Consider the following 21,674-nt stretch of genomic DNA (forward strand, 5'->3'; position numbering starts at 1 on the left):
TTAACACAATAAATTATGGATTGGCAACTCGTAAACTTTATTTTTGATTATTATTCAACCCTTGATTCGCATTATAAAGTAACAACAGCAGGAGATGGTGATTTTTACTGGAACTTTAAGACACTTGATAATGCAGGTGCTGAGAGTAGCATGTCAAATATAGAGATCCCATCAGCGATTGAAATATCGTCAAGCCAGGGCGATATTAGTAAGCTACAAGTGTTTACTGTGGAGGCAAAATTGACTACGCCAATAGTAAATATTTATAAGTTTCAGATGTTTTTACCACTAAATTCAAATCCTATTACAAAGGGCTCACAAATTACAGCTGATATATACAAGAATTTGAACGATGGCGATTTTACACGTACGGTTGCTGATAGTGGAACACTTAAAACTTTTGATATAACCACTCCATCATTATCTGTTCCTTCTGGCTTAGTAAAAGGAGAAAAAGTTTACGTACCTATGGGCTTTGGTTTTTCTGCATTGAAATCCGTACCAGCAGCAACTAAACTAACAGCTGCTCTTGATTTCACTGTAACAGGGTCATTTGTTGCTTGATGATGTCAGTAGACCTCGTTATTGGTAAATCCCCTAGTAGTTATTCTGGCATTGTTAATATTATGCATCATGGTACTGGTTGTTTACTGATCCAATCTTTGAGTGACGGGGTCAGGGCTAATTTTCGTTGCAGGCATGACGGGATCAGGGCTAATTTTCGTCGATAACGGGGTCAATCAAGTGACGCATAGTTGACGGGGTCAGAGCTAATATTCGCCATCTGTATCATGTTGATAGTGATATGCAGGAATATTGCCATAGCAAATTTTAGTTCTTAAAGCAGATAAGGGCTTTACACTGCTTGAGTGTAACGAGTTTGTAAAGCACCTGCTTTAAGGACGTTAAGAAATTTGCGAGGCTAGCGTTTTTGCTTACTTTTGGCGCAATGCTAAAAGTAAGTCACATCAGCTGTGAAACAGCGGTGAAGATAAATCAAACAAAGGGGGGGGGGGAGTTGATTTTGATTCTTATAATCAAAAGGGCTAGAGTAAATTGATCAATTGATCTTTTTCTTACTTTTGATTGTCATTGATTCTTATTACTTCCATTGATTGACTATCTTTAATTTCACTATTAACCGCTATTTGGCGGTTTTTTTGTTTTTTAAAGGTTTGAGACTGTCACTTAGTGAGGAGTTCTGAACGTACGCCAAAAAGATAGACAAAGACAAATAAAGGTATATACTGCAAATATATACTTACTGAGCAGGTGTTTACAATGGAATCAGCTAAAGTTTTTATGATTAATAAAAGTCAAAATGTCCGAATACCTAAATCTTTTAGATTGAATGCGGATGAAGTTTTTATCGAAAGAAAAGGTGATCAACTTATTTTGACACCAAAAGATAAAGGTTGGCATGCTTTATTTGGCAGTATCAATGATATTCCCGCACCTAAATATGATGCGTTTAAAATACCAGATGACTTACCTAATAATGATGAGCTATTTTAATGTACCTACTAGATACCAATGTGATTAGTTACTTGATCAATAAAAAACAACCTTACAGCGAGCGTTTAAAAATAAGATTAGCTGAACATCAGCCAACAAAGATATTTATTTCTAATCTAACCATACACGAACTTTACTCAGGGTATCAACGAATTAATGACAATGATCAGCTATACAAAGAAAAAGTTAAAAGTGCGATAGATCATATGGTTTCTACCCTTAATATACTAGAGTACACAGGCACGGAAGTTGCCAAACTATCAGGTAAGCTTATGGGAAAGTTAATTGCCAAAGGGTCACAAATACAGGCAATAGATACCATGCTTGCATCTCAAGCAATCATCAATGACATGACTTTTATTTCAAATGATACTCATTTTAAACGAATAGAAGAGCTAAAATTAGAAAATTGGTGTGTTTCAAGCAAATAGATTACCTTAAAATGGGGGATGAAGCAAAGGGGCATGTAGTTGTAGCATCTCTGACTATTTGTCGTTAATAATCCCATGGTGAATGCATTGGTTATGCTCGTGTTACGTCCAAGTCAGAGCAATTTCAATATGCAAGTAATTTCTTTAATGGGGATCATATTACCTATAGCTTGACTTGTGGGTCGCTGAAATAAAAAACGTTCTGATCCCTTAAAAATAAGAAAATATATGCGTAAAGTAATAATAGCAATGTTAAGTGTTGGGTTAATAGATTGACTTGTTTACAAAAAAATACACTTGTAATCTTTATGGCAACATCCTGATGCTTGTTTTTTAGTATTCTATGCCTAGCTTATCGCTTTGTGATGGCAAATGTTACATTGAAGGTTTGATTATTTTGCTAAGTTGGGGAATAGGGTAATAGAATATTACAATCTAATGGGGAGATTGAACAATATGTTATGTTGCGGTAGAAAGGCGCTTTCAATAGGGGTTGCGAGTGTTATTGTGTCAATGTGTTATGGTGGGGATTTTAGTTCTCAGTTGGCAGATAAGTTGCTTAAGCCAATTTTTAAGCCGGAAACTCAAGTCGGAGAGAAGCCACAAGCGTCATCTGACCATGTTGCTGATAAGGCGAAAACTAATAATACACCTAAACTGCATCAGCAGTTAAATGCGTCAAATAAGTCAGCTAAGTATAACGGTATAAAACATGATCTTGCTTTTCCTGCTTTGATAAAACCACTTGACTGGTCTGCTGTTCCTGAGATGTTTATGGCAGATTTTAAGCAATCTGATTTCAGTGTTTCAGCGCATTTTGCGGGGACTAACTTAGGCGACTTTAATGTCCGTGTATTATCAGATCATCGTTTGTACATTGATTTACAAAAGGTATTTCACAAGCTTCAGCTGAAACCAGTTGTTAAGCAATATTTAACTGAGCTTTTTAAAAGTGGAATGTTAATTAATAAAATTATTCATTGTAATCCAAGTTTGATTGCGCAAAATATATGTACTGGTGCTAAGCCTGTATTTTTAGCAAACTTAAATTTAGATAGCTTACGTTTGGATTTTTATGTAGATCGTCATTTGTTTGTTAATCAAAATTCGGGTGCTATTGCCTATCTTCCAGACCCATACAAGCAATATTTATCTTCAGTTTTTAAATATAATATTAACTTGGCGCAGAATTTCGGTAATGCGCAAAATGACTCTACTGCCTCTTTGGCGCTTAGCAATGTGACTGGCTATGGTAAAACACATATCGTAAGCTCAGGTTACGCTTCTGTATCCGATGAGTCTTCGGACGCCAGTTTAAGTCAGATTCAAGTAATCCATGATTTCAAACGCACGGCGTTGGCAGTTGGCTATAATAACTACGGCAATATATATGGTTCAAATGCACTTGGATTAAGCTATGGATATAGCAATGGGATGTTAGGTGCAGCGTGGTATTCAAGTACTAATAGGATTCAAAATCAAGGCAGTGCATCCATCAATCCGATTATTATTTTCCTTAATCGACAAGCGACGGTACGTGTATATCGAAATGGTCAGCTATTAACAGTTCAAAATTATGGCATTGGATCGCATGAGATCGATACCACAGGATTCCCAACCGGTGTTTATCCTATTCGGATTGAAATCTATAATGGCTCACAACTGCTGCGTACGGAAGTCAAAATTGTCAACAAACCCTTTCCTACAGCGGGATTGGGTCCTGATAACAGCATTGCTTTTACAACATGGGCAGGAATTGCGCGCAACTATAATGCAACGACGTTTACGTTGCCATATATGGGGGCGAGTATCAAAGGTATTTTAAGTCGCTATGTTATGGGGCAGTTGGCGAGTTATTTTGTCGGTGCATTAAGTGTTTATGAGGTTGATGCAACACTAGCATTTCCTTGGGAGATAAATCTTTTGGCATCAGCTGGACATGATAGCCAAGGCGGTTATGCCGCAAACCTTAATCTGCAAAAAGCATTTAGTGATTGGTTGTCTCTTAATGCATATTATAACCAATCGGCAAAAAGTATAGAGCGTTCACCCTTTTCATCTGACCAATCACAGGTTGGATTGGGTGTTTCGTTGGGACTTGGATTATTCGGTAGTTTAAGTGTAAATGGTAGTTTCGATTTTCGTCAGGATAGTACCAGTTATAATGCAAACTATGCCGTTACGTTATTTCAAAAATATGGCTTTTATGTCACTGGTAACGTTAATGCAACATGGCAATCACAAGAGGCCGATAGTGCGACAAGAGCGTTTGATTATAGTGTTGGTTTGACGTTGACTTATAACTTTGACAATGGTTCGAGTGTTGATCTTAATTCAACGTATCATCCTTATACACGTGCGTCTGAACATACGGTATCATTTAATCCTGCATTAGATACAGATGACTTTATTTCTAGCGTTAATGTTGGTGCTAGCTATAGCCATGACCCTGAGGCTACTGCCGATAATACAACTGCCTATGCAAATGTAGACTTTAATCAAACTTGGTTGCAAGGGGGATTAAATGCACAAGCGCAATTTGGTGACGATAGAACACAATCCTTATCAGGATCCTTAGAAGGTAGCTTTGTTGTCAATAGTAATGGTATTGCTGCATCCCAAAATCAAGGTGATAGTGGACTATTTGTTGATTTGCCTTCAACAACAGATGTTGATATGAATATGATTGTCAATGGTAGCTTCTATCCTGTGCACAGCGGTAGAAACTTTATTCCACTGGCGGCGTATGAACCATATCATGCTTATTTATTGCAAGGGGATAATACTGAACAACAGTTGGTATGGAAGCATTTTGACGATGATTTTGTGTTATACCCTGGGAATGTTTATCCAACGACGAGAAAGATAACCTCAGTTGTGCAAGTGATAGGACAAGTAAACTCAGGTGATCAGGTTTCAACTTATACCGCTATTAATAGCTCAGTAGACTCGACAACAACTGATAGTAATGGATTTTTCAATATGCAAATTGATCCACAAAAACCGTTACTTGAACTGACCACGAGCGAGGGTGATCACTGCCAATATCGTTTGACATCAAAACAGTTGTCTAAACTTCATCAAGGTAGTTGGCTTGGTGTCATTCAATGTCAACGTAAGCATAACGTATCAAATAATGCTGCTGATATGGCAGTCAGTGCGATAGTAAAAGCAAAACCGCAAACAGGGCAATTTTAAGTGAGGAGCGTATGAAGTATTATTTTAGTATTATGGCGGTGTTATTATCTATTAACTCGCTCTGTGCAACGCAAATGACAAGTTTGCAGCCAGCAAATAACGTACAGCCTATGCATGGGGCGCAGATGTATAAATTAACGCCAGCAAAACCTGCTATGCATGGTCTGGAACCAGTAGCCAATAAGATGTCATCACTGGTGCCTGCGAAGTACTGCCAACATATTGCAGGTACGACAGTCAAATACTGTACTAATAACATGATGAAGAATTTAACGGTTGTCAGTAGGGTGAAATATAATGCTGATAGGACAGGATTACTCACGGATAAGACAAGTAATGAATTAGTCAGAGAATATCCTTTGGCTGCTAGGATAAAAATAACTAACGCGCCCATTGAGCAATTATATGGTGGTGTGGGTGATATTATTACGCAGCAATCAAAGATCAAGACGCTTATTGTACCATTTAAGGTTGACTTTCAAAATGTGCAAACAGGCAAAATAGTACATCTGCAAATGGCAGTTGTTGGGCGTGAACGCAGAATTATTGCTGATATTGGGGTGTTACAAGCATCAGACTGTGCTATTTATACCTTTGCACATAGTCAATATATTCAAAAGGCTAACTGTAATGGTGGAGTTACAACCCAAAGCAAGAAAGGTCAGATGGCAACACAACTGCAATATATCTACTTAACGCCATATCCTACAACTGAAGCGCTTAAATTGGGTTCTGGTGATTATAAGCTACTTTCAGTAATAAAAATTCCGGCAATAAACCGACAAGATATAACTGTCAATGGGCGGGCTTATGTCTTACCAGCACAAACAGCAACAACGATTAATATCAGTAATTTGCAACTGAGTGTTGAGAAGTTAGAACAGCTTACCATTGTAGGTAATAATAGCTCTGGCGGTAATAATAGTATCACCTTGAAACCTGACTTATCAGTGGATAAATCATCAAATAAAGCCAATTATTCTAATCATAGCCAACAGTTACTATTGGCGTTTAAAACAAACTTCTTTAAACATGATAGTGTTAAATTTACATTAGGCTGTCAACAGCATATCAATTATCAAGGAAGCCCTCACTGCACCCTTAATAATACAGATACCAGAGAGACGCCTAGTTATCGAAAGGGCGCCAAAGGCAGAACGCAGGTACCCTTACAGGTATTTCTTCAGCCAAGTTCCAAATCAGGATTTGCGATGCGCTTAGCGCCACAAGCTTTAGTACTCGGAGCGCCCTTGTTTTTGCCAATTTCAACACAGGCAGAAAAAGATGGTTATCGCTATGCCTATGAAAAAGTTGATGTGATTGCTCCTGATTTAGCAACTGCACATTCAGGGCATTGGAAAGGTTTAATTACGATTACAGCAACTGCTGATTTTTAGACTAGTAGTTAGAAGCATTAAAAAAACTTCTTTGATATTATCATCGCAAAGTGCTTTATAATGGTTATCACTAGTTTGTTATGTCCATTTTGCTCTATGCTCTGGGGGAGGTTGAAAGACTGTCATGAGGTTACCCCATAACCTGTGGCAGTTTTTCATGATGATATTTTCACTGTTCACAAACTATTTTATGGCGTAGCTATATGTTATCTAAAGCTGAGCTGAGCATAAGTCGAAGTCCTGATATTTTCTGGTTTTACTCAAAAGGCAATGCGTGACTTCTAATCTGTTAGATGTAAACATATAAATACAAAAAATTACACAATAAATAAGTCTGTTTCAGATTGATTGATTATAGTTTTTATTGTGGATGAGAAGATATTTTTTTATTGTTGTACCTGCATACATGGGGAAACCAAAAGATCGAGAGAGCTATGCTATTATGAGTGAACAACATGTTTTATTGGATTATGCTTTTGCTGTAAATGATGATTTTAATTTACGGTTAAAGTTGTTTGTTAATGAGACTGAAAACCAAAAAAGTTATTTATGGGTTTATGATTTGATTGATGAATTAAAAGCGCTATGTGAAAGGCATTAGTGCTTGAATAATTAGTGTTAAAATGGGGGAAGCTTTTATGCCTGCGGCAAATCAATATGGTAATAATTTTGAAGTTCAACTATATGCAATGTATGGTAAAACTGCCATTGAAGTAATGAGTGATTTTTATGCGCAACAACTGACTTACGAGGAGGTTGCTAAGCAGACTGGCTTCGCTTTACCAACGGTTCGAAAGTGGTGTAGAAGGTATAATATCAAGTTACTGGGTAGAAGATACCAGTTGAGTTCAAAAAAGACAATCTTTCAAGAAATGCTTAAGAAAAAAGAAATAAATTACTATAATATCTTAAGTAAGCCATGGTAAGAAGTGATTGTGTAATGTATTGAGAGTGTTCACTCTTAAGATAAGAATTATATCCTTTACATTGTGTGAAAATGCAGTTAAACACGGCTATTTGAAAGGCGGTAGTATTTATGAAAATTCTAGTGTTACATAATGATGTTAATTTGGTTAATGCAATGAGACTATTTTTTGAGTCGCGTCACCAATGCCATTTGACCGTTCATATGCATGCTCGTGATAAAGCCACTGCCTTTTGCAATATCAATTTTTCACAATACGATGCAGTGATTCTTGGCATTGTTTTGCCTTATGAAGATGGTGTTTCAATTTGCCGAAAAATCAGAGGGTTGAGTGCTATTCCAATCCTCATCATTGCAGATATTGAAAAAATTAAGCAATCGTTTGTTTGTAATAAACTAGGCGTTGACGCGAGTGATAACATGTTTTTTGATCTGAGTATTCTGGCATTAAAGGCAGGTGCTGATGATATCGTTCAAAGTAATATTTTAATGAGTGAATTATTTGCGCGTGTTAGAAATATTATCAATAGATGCGTAGAACCAGTCGCTGTCAATGCGCTTGAGAATATGGATCGACAATATCTCTTTAGCTTTAATGAAGGGGAGAATATATGTTTTGATATGACCAAAATGCAGTTAACTTCCAATTATGGATTAAGTGTTGAATTAACAACAAGTGAGGGTGAATTGTTAGCGATATTTCTTGCCTCGCCTAGAAAAATGCTCTCACGGGATTATCTTATTCAGAAAATTAAAATGCGTGATTATCACGGTCCGAGTGATCGATTTATCGATGTACGTATTGGCATGCTTCGAAAGAAATTGTTTGACTATCAATATAAATTTATAAGAACCGTTAGAGGCAAGGGCTACTTTTTTGATGCAGAAGTTATTGAAAAAGTTCGTTAATATATGAATGATGAACTATACTGCCCTATGTTGAAGCACGCATTATGGCAATAGTAATTTGATTGACAGGGAAATAAGATGCAGATAAGCAGCAAACGATTAACACTTCTGGTAGGAACTATTTTATTTGTCATTATTATGCTAAGTGATGTGTATTTTTACTCATTAAATCAGCAAGCTCATCAAAAGATCATAAAGATAGAAAATGAACTAAAGCTTAAAAATAAATATACAGATATGCTTGATTTTGCTTATAACTTTATGTCTCGTTTAACAAGTGAGGTGCTTTTTCAAGAACCTGATTACTACCAAAAACATTTGACTACCAATGTGTTTGAATTACTAAAGAGTAATGTTGGTTGGGAAAAGAAAATCTTACATTATTCGATTTCGGGTGTTACTATTTCTGGCAATGGACAATCTATCCTGAAAGTAGACCTTACGGTTATCAATAAGTTTGATAAGCAACAGACAGTGGTTATATACCTCTACATAGAGGGAGAGTCTGGAAACTTTATTATTACCCACTTAAAAGATCATGATGTAAATAACCCAAAAATTCATCAAGAGGCTTGATGATTAAATTCAAGGAGGTGCCCGTTGTTTAAAAGCGTATTAATCATAGAAGATGATAAAGAGATTGCCGTAAATTTACGTGATTTATTTATCCAGAAAGGTATCGATGCTTATAGTGTACAAGATGGGCGAAATCTTGATCGTTTGCTAAAATCACAAAGCTTTGATTTAGTCATATTAGATCTGATGCTCCCATATACCAATGGTGCCCAGTTATGTCAGGAAATCAAGGCAAGCAAAAACATTCCAATTATTATGATTAGCGCACTAAAAGACCCGCATGAAAAAGTCAATGCGTTAGAGTTAGGAGCAGATGATTTTTTAGACAAGCCAGTTCATGTTGAGGAGATTATTGTCAGAGCAAACAACATAATAAAAAGAAGGTTGTCTCAAAATTTCAATAAGCAGTTTGCGGTGAGTTATTACCAGTTTTCAGATTGGTTGCTTGATGTTAATCGCATGAAACTAGAAACTGCTACAGGCGTTAGTGTTGCATTAAGTAAACAATTATATGATATTTTAATACTGTTTTTAACGCATCCGAAAGAAGTATTAACGCGGGACTTTATTGCTAGCAGTTTACACAATGGGCAGCTTCATGATAATTATGATCGAAGTATTGATGTAGCAGTCAGCAAGCTGCGGAAAAGACTTCAAGCTTCGGACGGTATGGAGTTTATTCAAACACAACATGGTAAAGGATATTATTTTAATGCTGAGGTTAGCACAATTGAAGAGGTCGAAAAAACAGAAAACACAGAAAACACAGAAAACACATAGAAAGTTGAAAACGCCCACCTTTAAGCTTTGGCATTTTAGTTTTGTGCTTTTTGTTAGTGTCGTGCTAGCTATTTGCCTTGTGCTTTTTTTCACCTATAAACAAATCAGTAATGATGTTCGCTTGCAGCTACACCACAGAGCGCTGTGGAATTTAATGGATATTGTTGAATATGGACGTACACATCCTGATGCAAAACTAGCTAAAACAATGAGTGAAGAGCATTTTCGCTATATGAACTTGGATGAGTTTTATCTCGATTTAGATCTTTCTAAATTGCCATTTTATACACCATTAATCAATGTCAAAAATAAAACGGCTTTTGTAGACTATAGTGATACACATGAGCTAGGTCGTGACTTTTCACTATATGTAAAACCAAACTTATGGTTGAATGTTGCCGTTAAGCCTAATTATAATTATTTGTTAGCAAGTGTTTCAGGACATATTGTTGTGATGCTGTTTTTGTGTCTGACATTACTGTTTTCAGCATTTATTATTTATAGATTGTCATGCAATTTGCGAAGGGTTTATGCCATTGCTGATGATATTGGGATTACACCAAATAAATCAATTCTTATGAGTATTTTTGATGGCTCTCATGAAATGTTTAAAATGATGCATAAACGTATTGATGACTTAATTAATACCAGAACACAGATTATTAGTAGTATTTCACACGATTTAAAAACGCCATTAACACGTATTAATTACCGATTGCAGTTGCTGCAAATAGAGAAAGAGCTAAAAGATAAGTGCCTAGCCGATACCAAAGAAATGCAAACAATGATCAATGAATTGGTTAGCATCTCACGCTTTGAGGAAGTACAAAAAGTGCAAATTGATTTTGATGCCTTAGTAGATACGGTAGTCGAAGGCTACATTGAGCAAGGGGGAGAGGTGATATATAAATCTCCGGAGTATCACGTATCTATTTATGGTAGTGAAGATGCCTTTGTTAGGATTCTTTATAATGTCATCGGTAATGCACTTAAGTTTGCAACGGATGTAACGATATGTTTGCAAATGGATAAATCAAATATCATATTAAGTATCGAAGATAATGGTCCTGGCGTGCCGGATGATATGAGTTTAAATGAGCTTTTCCGTCGAAGAGTGCAAGCTGATAATCAGGATATGTTACGCACACAGCAAGGCAGTGGCCTTGGTCTTGCAATTGTTTATGAGTTGGTGCATCAAACTGGTGGTGATGTCACCTTAAAGAATTTATCACCCAGTGGTTTTGGTGTTTATATTCTTTGGGGACGGTAAACTAAAGTCAGTACATTCTGTCAACAAGTCTGTAAAATACCAAATAAGTGGTATATAATCATCGGCACTTTCAGCATTCTATACAATTAATATGAGAAATATTCTAGTTACTAATGCATTGCCATATGCCAATGGTCATTTGCATTTGGGGCATATGCTTGGTTATATTCAATCAGATATTTGGGTGAGATTTCAAAAAATGCGAGGTAATCAGTGTCACTTTGTTTGTGGTAGTGACACGCATGGCACACCGATTATGCTTAAAGCGAAAAAAGAAGGGATTAAACCTGAAAAATTAGTTGAGCAAATGTCACAAGCACATCGCGATGATTTTATTGATTTTGAGGTTGAGTTTGACAACTATCATTCCACTCATCATCCATTGAATCAGGAAATTGTCGAAGCTATTTATTTAAAACTTAAAGCAAATGATCTGATTAGCACGCGTGAAATTGCGCAAGCTTATGATCCAAAGGCAGAGATGTTTTTGCCGGATCGTTTTGTTAAAGGGACGTGTCCCAAGTGTAAGGCAGAGGATCAATATGGTGATAGTTGTGAGGTTTGTGGTGCAACCTATTCGCCAACAGATTTAATTAATCCCAAATCTGTGGTTAGTGGTGAAACACCGATTCAAAAAAGCAGTGAGCATTTCTTCTTTAAGATCAGTGAATTAAGCGAAGATATTCAAAAGTGGATGAAGCACAACAAGGCATTGCAACCTGAAGTGCAGAATAAACTCAAAGAATGGTTTGAGTCAGGTTTGCAAGATTGGGATATATCACGTGATGCACCATACTTTGGTTTCCCAATTCCAGGCACGGATAATAAGAAGTTTTTCTATGTATGGCTTGATGCGCCAATGGGATATATTGCAAGCTTTAAAGACTTATGCAATCGCGCAGGCATTGATTTTGACGCCTACTGGAGCCAAGACAGCAAGGCAGAGCTTTATCACTTTATAGGTAAGGATATTATTTATTTCCATGCGCTTTTTTTGCCGGCAATCTTAAATGCCGTAGATTATCGAACACCTACGGGGGTTTTTGCCAATGGTTTTTTGACAGTTAACGGTAAGAAAATGTCAAAATCACGTGGCACGTTTATCGCAGCAAGAACTTACTTGAATCATTTAAAAGCAGATTATTTGCGCTATTATTTTGCCAGTAAATTAACCCCTAGAATCGATGATATCGATTTGAACTTAGAAGACTTCGTGCAAAAGGTGAACTCAGATGTGGTCGGCAAAGTTGTTAATATTGCCAGTCGTTGCGCAGGCTTTATCAATAAGCGCTTTGATGGGGTGTTATCTGAGCATATTCATGATCAAGAACTAATTGAGCGTTTTCATGCGGCACATGAAGAGATCACAACACTTTTTGAGAAACGTGATTTTGCACAAGCATTACGTGTAATTATGCAGCTTGCTGATCAGGCGAATCAATATGTTGATGCTTATAAACCATGGCAACTGATTAAGGAGGAAGGTCAAGAGCAAACGGTGCATGAAGTGTGCAGTCTGGCGATTAATCTCTTTAAAATCATTATTGGTTATTTAAAGCCAGTAATGCCAGAGTTAGTGTTAAAAGCCGAGCATTTTCTAAATATCAATCAATTACAATGGGCGGAGATTCCTAATGTGTTATTGGGGCATAAGATTGATGTCTTTAAACCATTAATTGCACGCGTTGAGCCAGAAAAGATTGAATTAATTATTGAGGAGACAAAAAAGATGCAGTCAGAAGCAGAGCAAGCAACAGAGATCGCACCTGAGGCTGAAGTGAAAAATAGTTTAAATATTGCAAATGAAATCAAAATTGATGATTTCTTCAAAGTGGATTTACGTGTCGCACAAATTATTGAAGCGGAGCATGTTGAGGGTTCTAATAAACTATTGCGTTTGAAGCTTGATTTAGGTGAAGAACAAAGACAAGTATTCTCAGGCATAAAAGCAGCTTATAATCCAGAGAATTTAGTGGGTAAATACACGGTAATGGTGGCAAACTTAGCGCCACGCAAAATGCGTTTTGGACTATCAGAAGGAATGGTATTATGTGCCGGTGATGGAGATTCACTATATTTACTAGAGCCTGATCAAGGGGCAATTCCCGGAATGCGTATTAGCTAAATCTTCTGCTTTAAAATCAATGTGTTGTTTTTTTGAATCATCTCAAGTTGCTTTAATGCACTCATACCTAAAAGAATGAAATCATCATCTGTTTGAGGGTTAATGCTAGCGCGAACATTGCGCAATGTGATATTACCAATACGTAATTGATCAATTGATGTTTGATAAACGGTGATATTGCCATTAGCAGTACTGACGCTATAGCCTAAGCCTTTCTTTAATCCAATTTGCTTGGCAATATGCTCTGGAATGGAGACGGAACTTGCCCCCGTGTCGACTAGAAATTTGACTTTGACGTCATTAATAAAGCCAAAGCTGACATAGTGATGATTATAAGCATTTAATACAACTGTCTTTTCAACCGCGTTTTGTTGTGATGTTGGTGTTAGGTTTGCTTTTTCTTCATGTTGCAGATAAGAATGTGCAAGATAGGTGATAAAAATAAAGATGACAATCCAAAAAGCATAGATAAAGCGCATTTGCATTGCTTAACCTAATGTTTCTTTTAATAGTTGAAAAATCTGGCGATAGGATTTGCCGGGGGTTTGCTGTGATACTTCTTTGTGATGATTGCGAATCAACTGGCGTAATTGCTGTGTATCAGTATGCGGGTGATCATTCATCAGTTTATCAAGGGCTGCTTTCATTGTATTATCATTAACAAGGGCATCACGCAATTGCTCTAAACGATGCATTTTAGCAATCTCAACCTGATTTTTCTGTGTATAACCATCGTAAGTGGCATAAGCTTCGCTAAGATCGGCATTGCGCATCAGCTTACCAATGTATTGCAACTGACGTTTCAACGCGATGCGTTGCATGGATTTTGCTTTGATGATTTCATCAATAATTTTCTCATCTAGTGGCATTTTTTTGATGCGTTCTTCACTTAGTTCAGTTAATTTCTTACCAAAGTCGGTGATATCATGGGCTTCTTTTTTAATTTGTGTGCGACTTTTTTCTTCAGTAAAATCATCACTGTTGTGATCTTGGTAATATTCTTCAGTCATTGCCGTTTTTCAATAGGATTTTGTGATAATGATGTGTAGAATGATACACCAAATTCCTAAGTTATATAACCTTATCTTGGAGGATACATCGATGTTTGATCGCCACGTTACCGTTGCACAATTTGATCCAGAATTATTTCAAGCCATTGAAAGTGAAAATAAGCGTCAACAAGAGCATATTGAGCTGATTGCTTCAGAGAATTACGCAAGTCCCGCAGTGATGGAAGCGCAAGGCTCACAGCTTACCAATAAATATGCCGAAGGCTATGCTGGTAAGCGTTATTATGGCGGCTGTGAATATGTCGATGTCGCTGAGGAGTTAGCCGTTAATCGCTTAAAAGAGCTATTTGGTGCGGATTATGCTAATGTGCAGCCGCATTCTGGTTCACAAGCAAATGCTGCTGTTTATTTTGCGCTGCTTCAACCAGGAGATACGGTTCTTGGTATGTCTTTAGCGCATGGTGGACATTTAACACATGGTGCTAAGGTCAGTTTCTCAGGTAAGTTATTCAATGCGATTCAATATGGTTTAGACCCACAAACTGGTGATATTGATTATGCAGAGGTGGCGCGTTTAGCAAAAGAGCATAAACCCAAGATGATTATCGCTGGATTCTCTGCATTTTCAGGCATTGTTGATTGGGCGCGCTTTAGAGAAACCGCTGATGAAGTTGGTGCTTATTTGATGGTTGATATGGCGCATGTTGCAGGTTTAATTGCCGCAGGCGTTTATCCAAATCCTGTTCCTTTTGCTGATGTGGTTACCAGTACAACTCATAAGACATTGCGTGGACCGCGCGGTGGAATTATTCTGGCTAAATCAAATCCAGATCTTGAGAAAAAATTCCAATCAATTGTTTTTCCAGGCACACAAGGTGGACCATTGATGCATGTCATCGCTGCCAAAGCCGTTGCCTTTAAAGAAGCATTGCAACCTGAATTTAAAACTTATCAGCAACAAGTGATTAAGAATGCTAAAAAGATGGCGGAAGTGTTAATGTCGCGTGGTGTTGATGTCGTCTCAAAAGGTACCGAAAACCATTTGATTTTGATTGATTTAATCAGCAAAGATATCACAGGTAAAGATGTTGAAGCCGCTTTGGGGCGCGCAAATATTACTGTAAATAAAAACTCAGTGCCGAATGATCCACGTTCTCCTTTTGTCACGAGTGGTTTACGCATTGGTACACCTGCGATTACAACGCGCGGATTTGCAGAGAACGAGTGTGCGCAAATCGCGCATTGGATGTGTGATATTATCGATGATCTTGGCAATGAAGCAAAAGAGCAGGAAATCAAACAGAAGGTTGTTGCACTTTGTGCTAAATTCCCTGTTTATTCAGAAGATAAAGCAGCTGAATTGGCTTAGCGATTGTTATTACTTTTTATCAGGATGATAATACTTCGGGGTAAAGCTAATCCCATATTTCACATACATCCACATTTTAGAGACAAAAGCTTGTAACTCAGGTGGATGCATATTTAATACATACATTTTCTTAATCATGGCTTCTGTTGGATTGACGTTGGGGTCTTTGAATAACTCATTCAAATATTGACTGTTATCAACAACGCCATTGGGTTGATAAATATAGTTGCTATTCATTGCTGCAATATAAGGATCCATATTGAAGTTTAAAAAAGCATAAGCAGCATCAAGATTTTTAGCACCTTTAGGAATCATCAGCATATCAAACCAGATGTTTGTTCCTTCTGCGGGTAAAACGTATTTTAAGATTTGATCAGGGTTGATTTCTTTAGCGCGCTCAACGGAGCGTACAACGTCACCCGAGTATCCCATAACAACACATAAATTACCGGCAGTGAAATCATTTTGGTACTTGTTGCTATCAAAATACTTAACATATGGGCGCACATTTTTAATCAAATACAACGCTGCCTTTTCATAAGCGGCTTTATCCGTGGTATTGGGGTCAATGCCTGCATAATAAAAATAATTGCCAAATACCTGCTCAGGTTCATCAAGCATTGAAACACCGCATTTAGATAGTGTTTTAAGATACTTTGGATCGAATAAATACTTCCAACCATTGGGCACAACAGCGTGTCCAAAGACTTTGGCAACTTCTTTGACATTATAGGCAATACCCGTTGTCCCATAGCTATAGACAATCGCATAATTATTCCCTGGATCATTAATTTGAGAAATCTTATCATAAATGGCTTTATTGCGATGTGCCCAGTTGGGAAGTTTGCTTTTATCAAGCTTAATAAGTGCGTGTGATTTGATCTCGCTCGGTAGGTAAAGCGCACCTTGCTCAATAACATCAAATCCAGAGGCGCCAGTCATTACCTTAGCGCGTGTCATATTATCATCAGTGGTATAGCTTAGACGCACACGAACGTTAGAAAGGTCACTAAAACATGGGATAAGATCCGGTGACATATAATCTGCCCAGTTTGTAAAATTAAGCGTTTGCTTGGTTTTAAATGGCGTAATTGGTGAGCTTAATAATTTCTCACTGCATTGAAAATCAGTAGCAGATAGAAAGCCCGAACAGCCCATAAATAGCGTAACAATATATGAAGTCTTTTTAAGTGTTATCGATAACATAACAAAGCCCGCAAAGTTATAAAATTAAAATATTGGGCTATTGTAGCGTTAAGTGACACCACTTGATAGAACTTATTGTCTGTTGTGTTAGTTCTCTTTGACTTCCTGAAATACAAATAGAGCCTTTGCAAATTATGGTTGGTATGTCAGCAAGTGATTTAATTCAATTCAATTCGCGAATGTAACAAGCTAGATTTTTAAATGTTAAATGACAACATTCGCATCAACGTGCTACCATGTACACAATCTATGTCAGAGAAAATTCTTTTTAAATAATGAGTATTAAAACAATCGAATCTTTAATTACCGCTGTACCTGATTTTCCAAAGCCAGGTATTTTGTTTCGTGATATCACACCATTGTTGGCAGATGCCGATGGTTTAACCAAAACGGCAACTCTTATGGCTGAGCGTATCAAAGAAAAGGGCTTAAAGCCCACAATTATCGCAGGACCTGAGAGTCGCGGGTTTATCTTTGGTGTGGCGTTAGCAAAGCATTTATCAATTGGCTTTGTGCCAATTCGCAAGCCTGATAAGTTGCCACGCGCGATACATGCCTGTGAATATGAGTTAGAGTATGGTACTGATAGATTAGAAGTGCATCAAGATGCTTTTTCTAACAATGACCAAGTATTGTTAGTGGATGACTTATTAGCAACAGGCGGTACGGCAAGTGCTTGTGTTGAGTTGGTTAGAAAAGCTGGAGCCAATGTTTTGGGTTCATTATTTGTAATTGAGCTTAATGGGCTCAATGGACGTGATAAAATGCCGCAAGATATCTTTATTGACTCATTAGTTCAATATGATTGAGATTAAACTTCATTTCGACGTTTCACAATATCATCAATTGTTACTGACATGGTTTAATCAACATGGGCGTCATGATTTACCGTGGCAGGGTGATTTTAACCCTTATCATGTGTGGTTATCTGAGATTATGTTGCAACAAACACAAGTCAAAACGGTTATTCCATACTTTCTCAAGTTTATTGATAAATTTCCGTATATCAGTGATCTAGCACAAGCAAGTCAAGATGAGATAATGCAATATTGGGCAGGGCTTGGTTATTATGCGCGTGCTAGAAACCTGCACAAAACAGCGCAAATTGTATATGAACAGTATAATGGTGTAATGCCTAATAATATTGATGATTTATTAGCATTACCCGGCATTGGTCGATCAACCGCACATGCGATCTTATCAATTGCGTTTAAGCAAGCAACACCGATTATGGATGGCAATGTTAAGCGCGTATTTGCACGTGTTTTTGCTATTGATGAAGTACTATCTGTGGCAAGTGCTGAGAAGAAACTATGGCAATTGGCGTATACACTTATGCCAACAAACAAAACACAAAATTATACACAAGCACAAATGGATTTGGGGGCGACAATCTGTACACGAACTAAGCCAAAGTGTGGGCTTTGTCCATTGCAAAGTATTTGTTTGAGTTTTGCCAGTGAGCGTGTTGATCAATATCCGCGAAAAAAAGAAAAAAAGGTAAAGCCAGTTCAATCAGCAGTGTTTCATCTGTATCAATATCAAGATGAGCTGCTCCTGGTCAAAAAACCAAACAAAGGTATTTGGGGTGGGTTGTATGCATTACCTGAAGCTGCATTACATATTGGTGAATATAGTCATATGCTATGTGAAGAGCAAAAGCATATATTCACCCACTTTGAGCTTTATTATGATATCAAAGTATATCAATTAACTCAGAAAGCAACGATTGATGATGCTTATTGGGTGAGCAAAGATAATATAAAGGAGTATGCATTGCCTGCACCATTGGCAAAGCATCTGATTTGCTAACAAGGGCTAAGGCTAAATATTCACCTAATACACCAAAGTATGCTCACCGTACCCTGAGCATCAGTCGAAGTGGCTAATCACACTTCATAGAGGCTTCGACTTACGCTCAGCCAACGCTTACGCAATAAAAGTGGTCAGGAATGTGGTCATAGCCCTAACAAGTGATGCAGATACATATTAGAAAAAAATGCGTAATTGGATGAAATGTAATGTTAGGCAGTTACGTGTTGATTAAGTACTTGAAAAATCTCTTTGGTCACTGTGTCAACACTTTGATTGCCATCAATTTTAACATAAGTAGGCTTTTTAAGCTTGGTGCCTGCTGTATCAAAATGCTGGTAGTATTCAATCAATGGTGCAGTTTGCGCATGATAGACATTTAAGCGATTTTTAACGGTTTCTTCTTTGTCATCTTCGCGTTGAATCAAGTCTTCACCGGTTTGATCATCTTTGCCAGTCACTTTTGGTGGGTTATTGTCAATGTGATAGGTGCGGCCTGAAGCCTCATGAATTCTACGACCTGACATGCGTTTAATAATGATATTGTCATCTAAAGTGATCTCAATAATAAAATCAATATTAATGCCAAGCTTTTTAAAGGCGTCGGCTTGCCCTAATGTGCGTGGTACGCCATCAAGCATAAAACCATTGTTACAATCAGCTTGCGATAGACGTTCTTTAACGATTTGCATAATAAAGTCATCAGAAACAAGCTCGCCAGCATCTAATATTTTCTTTAGCTTTATGCCGGTTTCAGAGCCTGATTTGATCGCAGCTCGCAGCATATCACCTGTGGAGATCTGTGGAATATTGAATTGTGTTTCAATACGCTTTGCTTGCGTGCCTTTGCCAGCCCCTGGTGGACCTAGAAGAATAATGTTCATATGCTTTCCATTAAAAGTAAAAATAAAGTGTGGCTCTATGATAAAAAGAAATGGTTTAAAAGTCTTTTAAAAAATTGGTTAGGTTTGAATTTTCGTCCGTTTATCGTTAGCGTACCCTGAGCGTAAGTCGAAGGGAGAAATTGCAAATAAGAAATACTGCAAAATGGTTTGTGATGAATATATCAGTAGTATAAAATAACGCGGTCTTAAAACAGCAAGAAGATTGAGAACTATGTGCGGTGTTGTTGGGATTATTGGGCATGAGCCTGCAAATCAGAAATTGTTTGATGCATTAACGATGTTGCAGCATCGTGGGCAAGATGCCGCAGGTATTTTAACCTGTGATGGTTATCATATGTCGCTACGCAAAGATAAAGGGCTTGTTGTTGAAGCGATTCGCACGCGTCACATGGAGCGCTTGCAAGGCAATTTAGGTATTGGTCATGTACGCTATCCAACCGCAGGATCAGATAGTGTTTTTGAGTCACAACCTTTTTATGTCAATTCACCTTATGGCATTGCCTTAGCACATAATGGGAACTTAATTAATACCACGCAAATTCGCAAAGAATTGTTAGAGAATGATTTTCGTCATATTAACACCAGCTCAGATTCGGAGCTTTTGCTTAATGTATTAGCCTCAGAATTGCATAAAGCAGAAGTTTCATTAACAAACTTTTCAACCGATATCTTTTTTAATGCATTAACCAAGCTTTATCAACGTTGTATTGGTGGCTATGCCGTTGTTGGTGTGATCGCGGGCGCTGGTTTGTTTGCCTTTCGTGACCCGCATGGTATTCGTCCTTTGGTATTGGGTGTAAAGGAAGTCGATGGCAAGAAAGAATATATGGTTGCGTCTGAAACCGTTGCATTAGACTGTGATGGTTATGAAGTGGTTGGTGACTTAGGTGCTGGCGAGGCGATCTTTATTTCTCTTGATGGCGATCTTACGCGCAAAGTATGCGCCCCTAACGCTAGTTTATCACCTTGCATTTTTGAATATGTTTATTTAGCGCGCCCTGATTCTGTGATTGATGGGGCGTCTGTTTACAGTGCACGTTTAGAGATGGGGCGTATTGCTGGAAAAAACATTTTAGCTGAATTGCCAGAGCATGATATTGATGTAGTGATTCCGGTGCCTGACTCAGGGCGGCATGCTGCATTGCCATTGTCACGCGTTTTAGATGTGCCATATCGTGAAGGTTTTGTCAAAAATCGCTATGTTGGGCGCACGTTTATTATGCCTAATCAAGCAGCACGTCAGAAATCTATTCGCAAGAAGCTCAATACCATTAATCATGAGTTTAAAGGTAAACATGTGCTTTTGGTTGATGACTCTATTGTGCGTGGCAATACATCAAAATTGATTGTTGAGATGGCAAGAAAAGCCGGTGCGCGTAAAGTATCAGTCGTATCAACGGCACCTGTGGTCAAATACCCTAATGTCTATGGTATCGATATGCCAACGCATGATGAGCTTATTGGTCACAATCGTAGTATTGATGAAATTCGTCAGTGGATTGGCGTGGATCATTTATTTTATCTAACGACAGATGATTTAGTTTCCGCTGTACGTAAAGAGGCTCCGCACTTGAAGCATTTTGATACCTCAGTGTTTGATGGTAAGTATGTTACCGGTGGAATTGATGAGCATTATTTTGAAGCATTGTTAAATCATCGCAAACAACAAGCAGAAAATACGTCATCAAAACTAGGTGCTGTTGATATGCATAATCAAGAATAACATGAGATTATGCCTAGCTATTATGTGGATGGTCATCGCACCTCATTTGTAAGGTGATCTTAGATGAATTCATTGAACTGATCTTCGGTCAAAACCGTTGGCACCTATTTGTACTTCTTCTCTTTAGCCATTTTTAGCTCAATAATCTTATCTAAATTGGAAAAATCATATTTGGGTGCAACATTATATTTTAAAAGGTATTCAGAAAAATTAATAACTTGCAATGAGTTGATCGTATGCAATGTTGGAAAATTATTGATATCATTGCTGATGTCTTTTGTCTTTAATGTCAAACCCTCACAGTTCAAGTAACAAGCCGCTAGGCAGTTACATTTAAACCAAGGACTTTAATTCCGACTCGGATTATTTTATAAGAAATGGAATCTGTACTACCAAATTGCCAATTGGTTCTATCTAGCGCAAGATAGAACTTCGCTTTTTTGCTAAGCATTTGCTCGACACTCCACTTTGCAACAGCATCATAATCAAACTCAACATCTTTAAAAAATCCCTGTATGCGTCG

At 37.6% G+C, this 21,674-nt stretch carries 20 protein-coding genes and 1 pseudogene; 16 read left to right on the top strand and 5 right to left on the bottom strand.

All coding sequences use genetic code 11. The features are described 5' to 3' along the window. Positions 1 to 15: 15 nt before the first annotated feature. The 12 genes from ACY10D_RS09645 to metG all read left to right on the top strand — a co-directional run bounded on the left by ACY10D_RS09645 (position 16) and on the right by metG (position 13,126). Positions 16 to 564 (top strand): hypothetical protein, encoded by a 549-nt coding sequence (locus ACY10D_RS09645; protein ID WP_487000523.1) that lies wholly within the window; start codon positions 16 to 18, stop codon positions 562 to 564. A gap of 717 nt (positions 565 to 1,281) precedes the next feature. Next, entirely contained in the window at positions 1,282 to 1,515 is a 234-nt protein-coding gene (locus tag ACY10D_RS09650) for an antitoxin (protein WP_487000524.1), read from the top strand. Next, positions 1,515 to 1,946: a type II toxin-antitoxin system VapC family toxin gene (locus tag ACY10D_RS09655; protein WP_487000525.1), complete on the top strand. Its 432-nt coding sequence runs from the start codon at positions 1,515 to 1,517 to the stop codon at positions 1,944 to 1,946. Before ACY10D_RS09650 ends, ACY10D_RS09655 begins: the two co-directional genes overlap by 1 nt. A gap of 456 nt (positions 1,947 to 2,402) precedes the next feature. After that, the gene (locus tag ACY10D_RS09660; protein ID WP_487000526.1) at positions 2,403 to 5,144 is read left to right on the top strand and encodes a TcfC E-set like domain-containing protein; all 2,742 of its coding nucleotides are present in this window, start codon (positions 2,403 to 2,405) and stop codon (positions 5,142 to 5,144) included. An 11-nt stretch (positions 5,145 to 5,155) separates the two neighbouring features. Then, positions 5,156 to 6,541 carry a hypothetical protein gene (locus ACY10D_RS09665; protein WP_487000527.1) on the top strand — a complete coding sequence of 462 codons (1,386 nt, stop codon included), beginning with the start codon at positions 5,156 to 5,158 and terminating at the stop codon, positions 6,539 to 6,541. 442 nt (positions 6,542 to 6,983) lie between these two features. Then, positions 6,984 to 7,142, top strand: a complete 159-nt coding sequence (locus ACY10D_RS09670; protein ID WP_487000528.1) for a hypothetical protein — start codon at positions 6,984 to 6,986, stop codon at positions 7,140 to 7,142. 37 nt (positions 7,143 to 7,179) lie between these two features. Continuing rightward, the gene (locus tag ACY10D_RS09675; protein WP_487000529.1) at positions 7,180 to 7,467 is read left to right on the top strand and encodes a hypothetical protein; all 288 of its coding nucleotides are present in this window, start codon (positions 7,180 to 7,182) and stop codon (positions 7,465 to 7,467) included. A 110-nt stretch (positions 7,468 to 7,577) separates the two neighbouring features. Then, the gene (locus ACY10D_RS09680) at positions 7,578 to 8,375 is read left to right on the top strand and encodes a response regulator transcription factor (RefSeq protein WP_487000530.1); all 798 of its coding nucleotides are present in this window, start codon (positions 7,578 to 7,580) and stop codon (positions 8,373 to 8,375) included. A gap of 78 nt (positions 8,376 to 8,453) precedes the next feature. Then, positions 8,454 to 8,951 carry a hypothetical protein gene (locus tag ACY10D_RS09685; RefSeq protein ID WP_487000531.1) on the top strand — a complete coding sequence of 166 codons (498 nt, stop codon included), beginning with the start codon at positions 8,454 to 8,456 and terminating at the stop codon, positions 8,949 to 8,951. Between the two features lie 24 nt (positions 8,952 to 8,975). Beyond that, a complete protein-coding gene (locus ACY10D_RS09690) occupies positions 8,976 to 9,731 on the top strand; it encodes a response regulator transcription factor (RefSeq protein ID WP_487000532.1) in 756 nt (251 codons plus the stop codon). Then, on the top strand, positions 9,682 to 11,001 hold the full coding sequence (locus tag ACY10D_RS09695; RefSeq protein ID WP_487000533.1) for a sensor histidine kinase: 1,320 nt from the start codon (positions 9,682 to 9,684) through the stop codon (positions 10,999 to 11,001). The genes ACY10D_RS09690 and ACY10D_RS09695 overlap by 50 nt, the downstream gene beginning before the upstream one ends. 91 nt (positions 11,002 to 11,092) lie before the next feature. After that, on the top strand, positions 11,093 to 13,126 hold the full coding sequence (gene metG / locus ACY10D_RS09700) for a methionine--tRNA ligase (RefSeq protein WP_487000534.1): 2,034 nt from the start codon (positions 11,093 to 11,095) through the stop codon (positions 13,124 to 13,126). Here metG and ACY10D_RS09705 read toward each other — a convergent pair. Together ACY10D_RS09705 and yjgA are read right to left on the bottom strand one after the other, a co-directional pair. Continuing rightward, positions 13,123 to 13,611, bottom strand: a complete 489-nt coding sequence (locus ACY10D_RS09705) for a retropepsin-like aspartic protease family protein (RefSeq protein WP_487000535.1) — start codon at positions 13,609 to 13,611, stop codon at positions 13,123 to 13,125. The two genes, metG and ACY10D_RS09705, sit on opposite strands and share 4 nt — an antisense overlap. A 3-nt stretch (positions 13,612 to 13,614) precedes the next feature. Continuing rightward, entirely contained in the window at positions 13,615 to 14,136 is a 522-nt protein-coding gene (gene yjgA / locus ACY10D_RS09710) for a ribosome biogenesis factor YjgA (protein ID WP_487000536.1), read from the bottom strand. 91 nt (positions 14,137 to 14,227) lie between these two features. Between yjgA and glyA the strand changes: the two genes are divergently transcribed. Further along, positions 14,228 to 15,505, top strand: coding sequence for a serine hydroxymethyltransferase (glyA, locus tag ACY10D_RS09715; protein ID WP_487000540.1), 1,278 nt, complete (start codon positions 14,228 to 14,230; stop codon positions 15,503 to 15,505). A gap of 9 nt (positions 15,506 to 15,514) precedes the next feature. Here the strand turns inward: glyA and ACY10D_RS09720 are convergent, their stop codons facing one another. Continuing rightward, a complete protein-coding gene (locus ACY10D_RS09720) occupies positions 15,515 to 16,663 on the bottom strand; it encodes a polyamine ABC transporter substrate-binding protein (RefSeq protein ID WP_487000541.1) in 1,149 nt (382 codons plus the stop codon). Between the two features lie 323 nt (positions 16,664 to 16,986). On the opposite strand from ACY10D_RS09720, the gene ACY10D_RS09725 reads away from it, so the two are divergent. Next, entirely contained in the window at positions 16,987 to 17,520 is a 534-nt protein-coding gene (locus ACY10D_RS09725) for an adenine phosphoribosyltransferase (RefSeq protein ID WP_487000537.1), read from the top strand. Next, entirely contained in the window at positions 17,513 to 18,523 is a 1,011-nt protein-coding gene (gene mutY / locus ACY10D_RS09730) for an A/G-specific adenine glycosylase (RefSeq protein WP_487000538.1), read from the top strand. Before ACY10D_RS09725 ends, mutY begins: the two co-directional genes overlap by 8 nt. Positions 18,524 to 18,735: 212 nt before the next feature. On the opposite strand, the gene adk is transcribed toward mutY, so the two are convergent. After that, complete coding sequence (adk, locus tag ACY10D_RS09735; protein ID WP_487000539.1) at positions 18,736 to 19,407, bottom strand: adenylate kinase; 672 nt, start codon at positions 19,405 to 19,407, stop codon at positions 18,736 to 18,738. 232 nt (positions 19,408 to 19,639) lie between these two features. Between adk and purF the strand changes: the two genes are divergently transcribed. Then, the gene (purF, locus tag ACY10D_RS09740; protein ID WP_487000542.1) at positions 19,640 to 21,151 is read left to right on the top strand and encodes an amidophosphoribosyltransferase; all 1,512 of its coding nucleotides are present in this window, start codon (positions 19,640 to 19,642) and stop codon (positions 21,149 to 21,151) included. Positions 21,152 to 21,470: 319 nt separating this feature from the next. On the opposite strand, the pseudogene ACY10D_RS09745 reads toward purF, so the two are convergent. Further along, positions 21,471 to 21,674: pseudogene (locus tag ACY10D_RS09745) on the bottom strand (hypothetical protein); the annotation flags it as partial.

The sequence above is a fragment of the Cysteiniphilum sp. genome, from assembly GCF_057495195.1.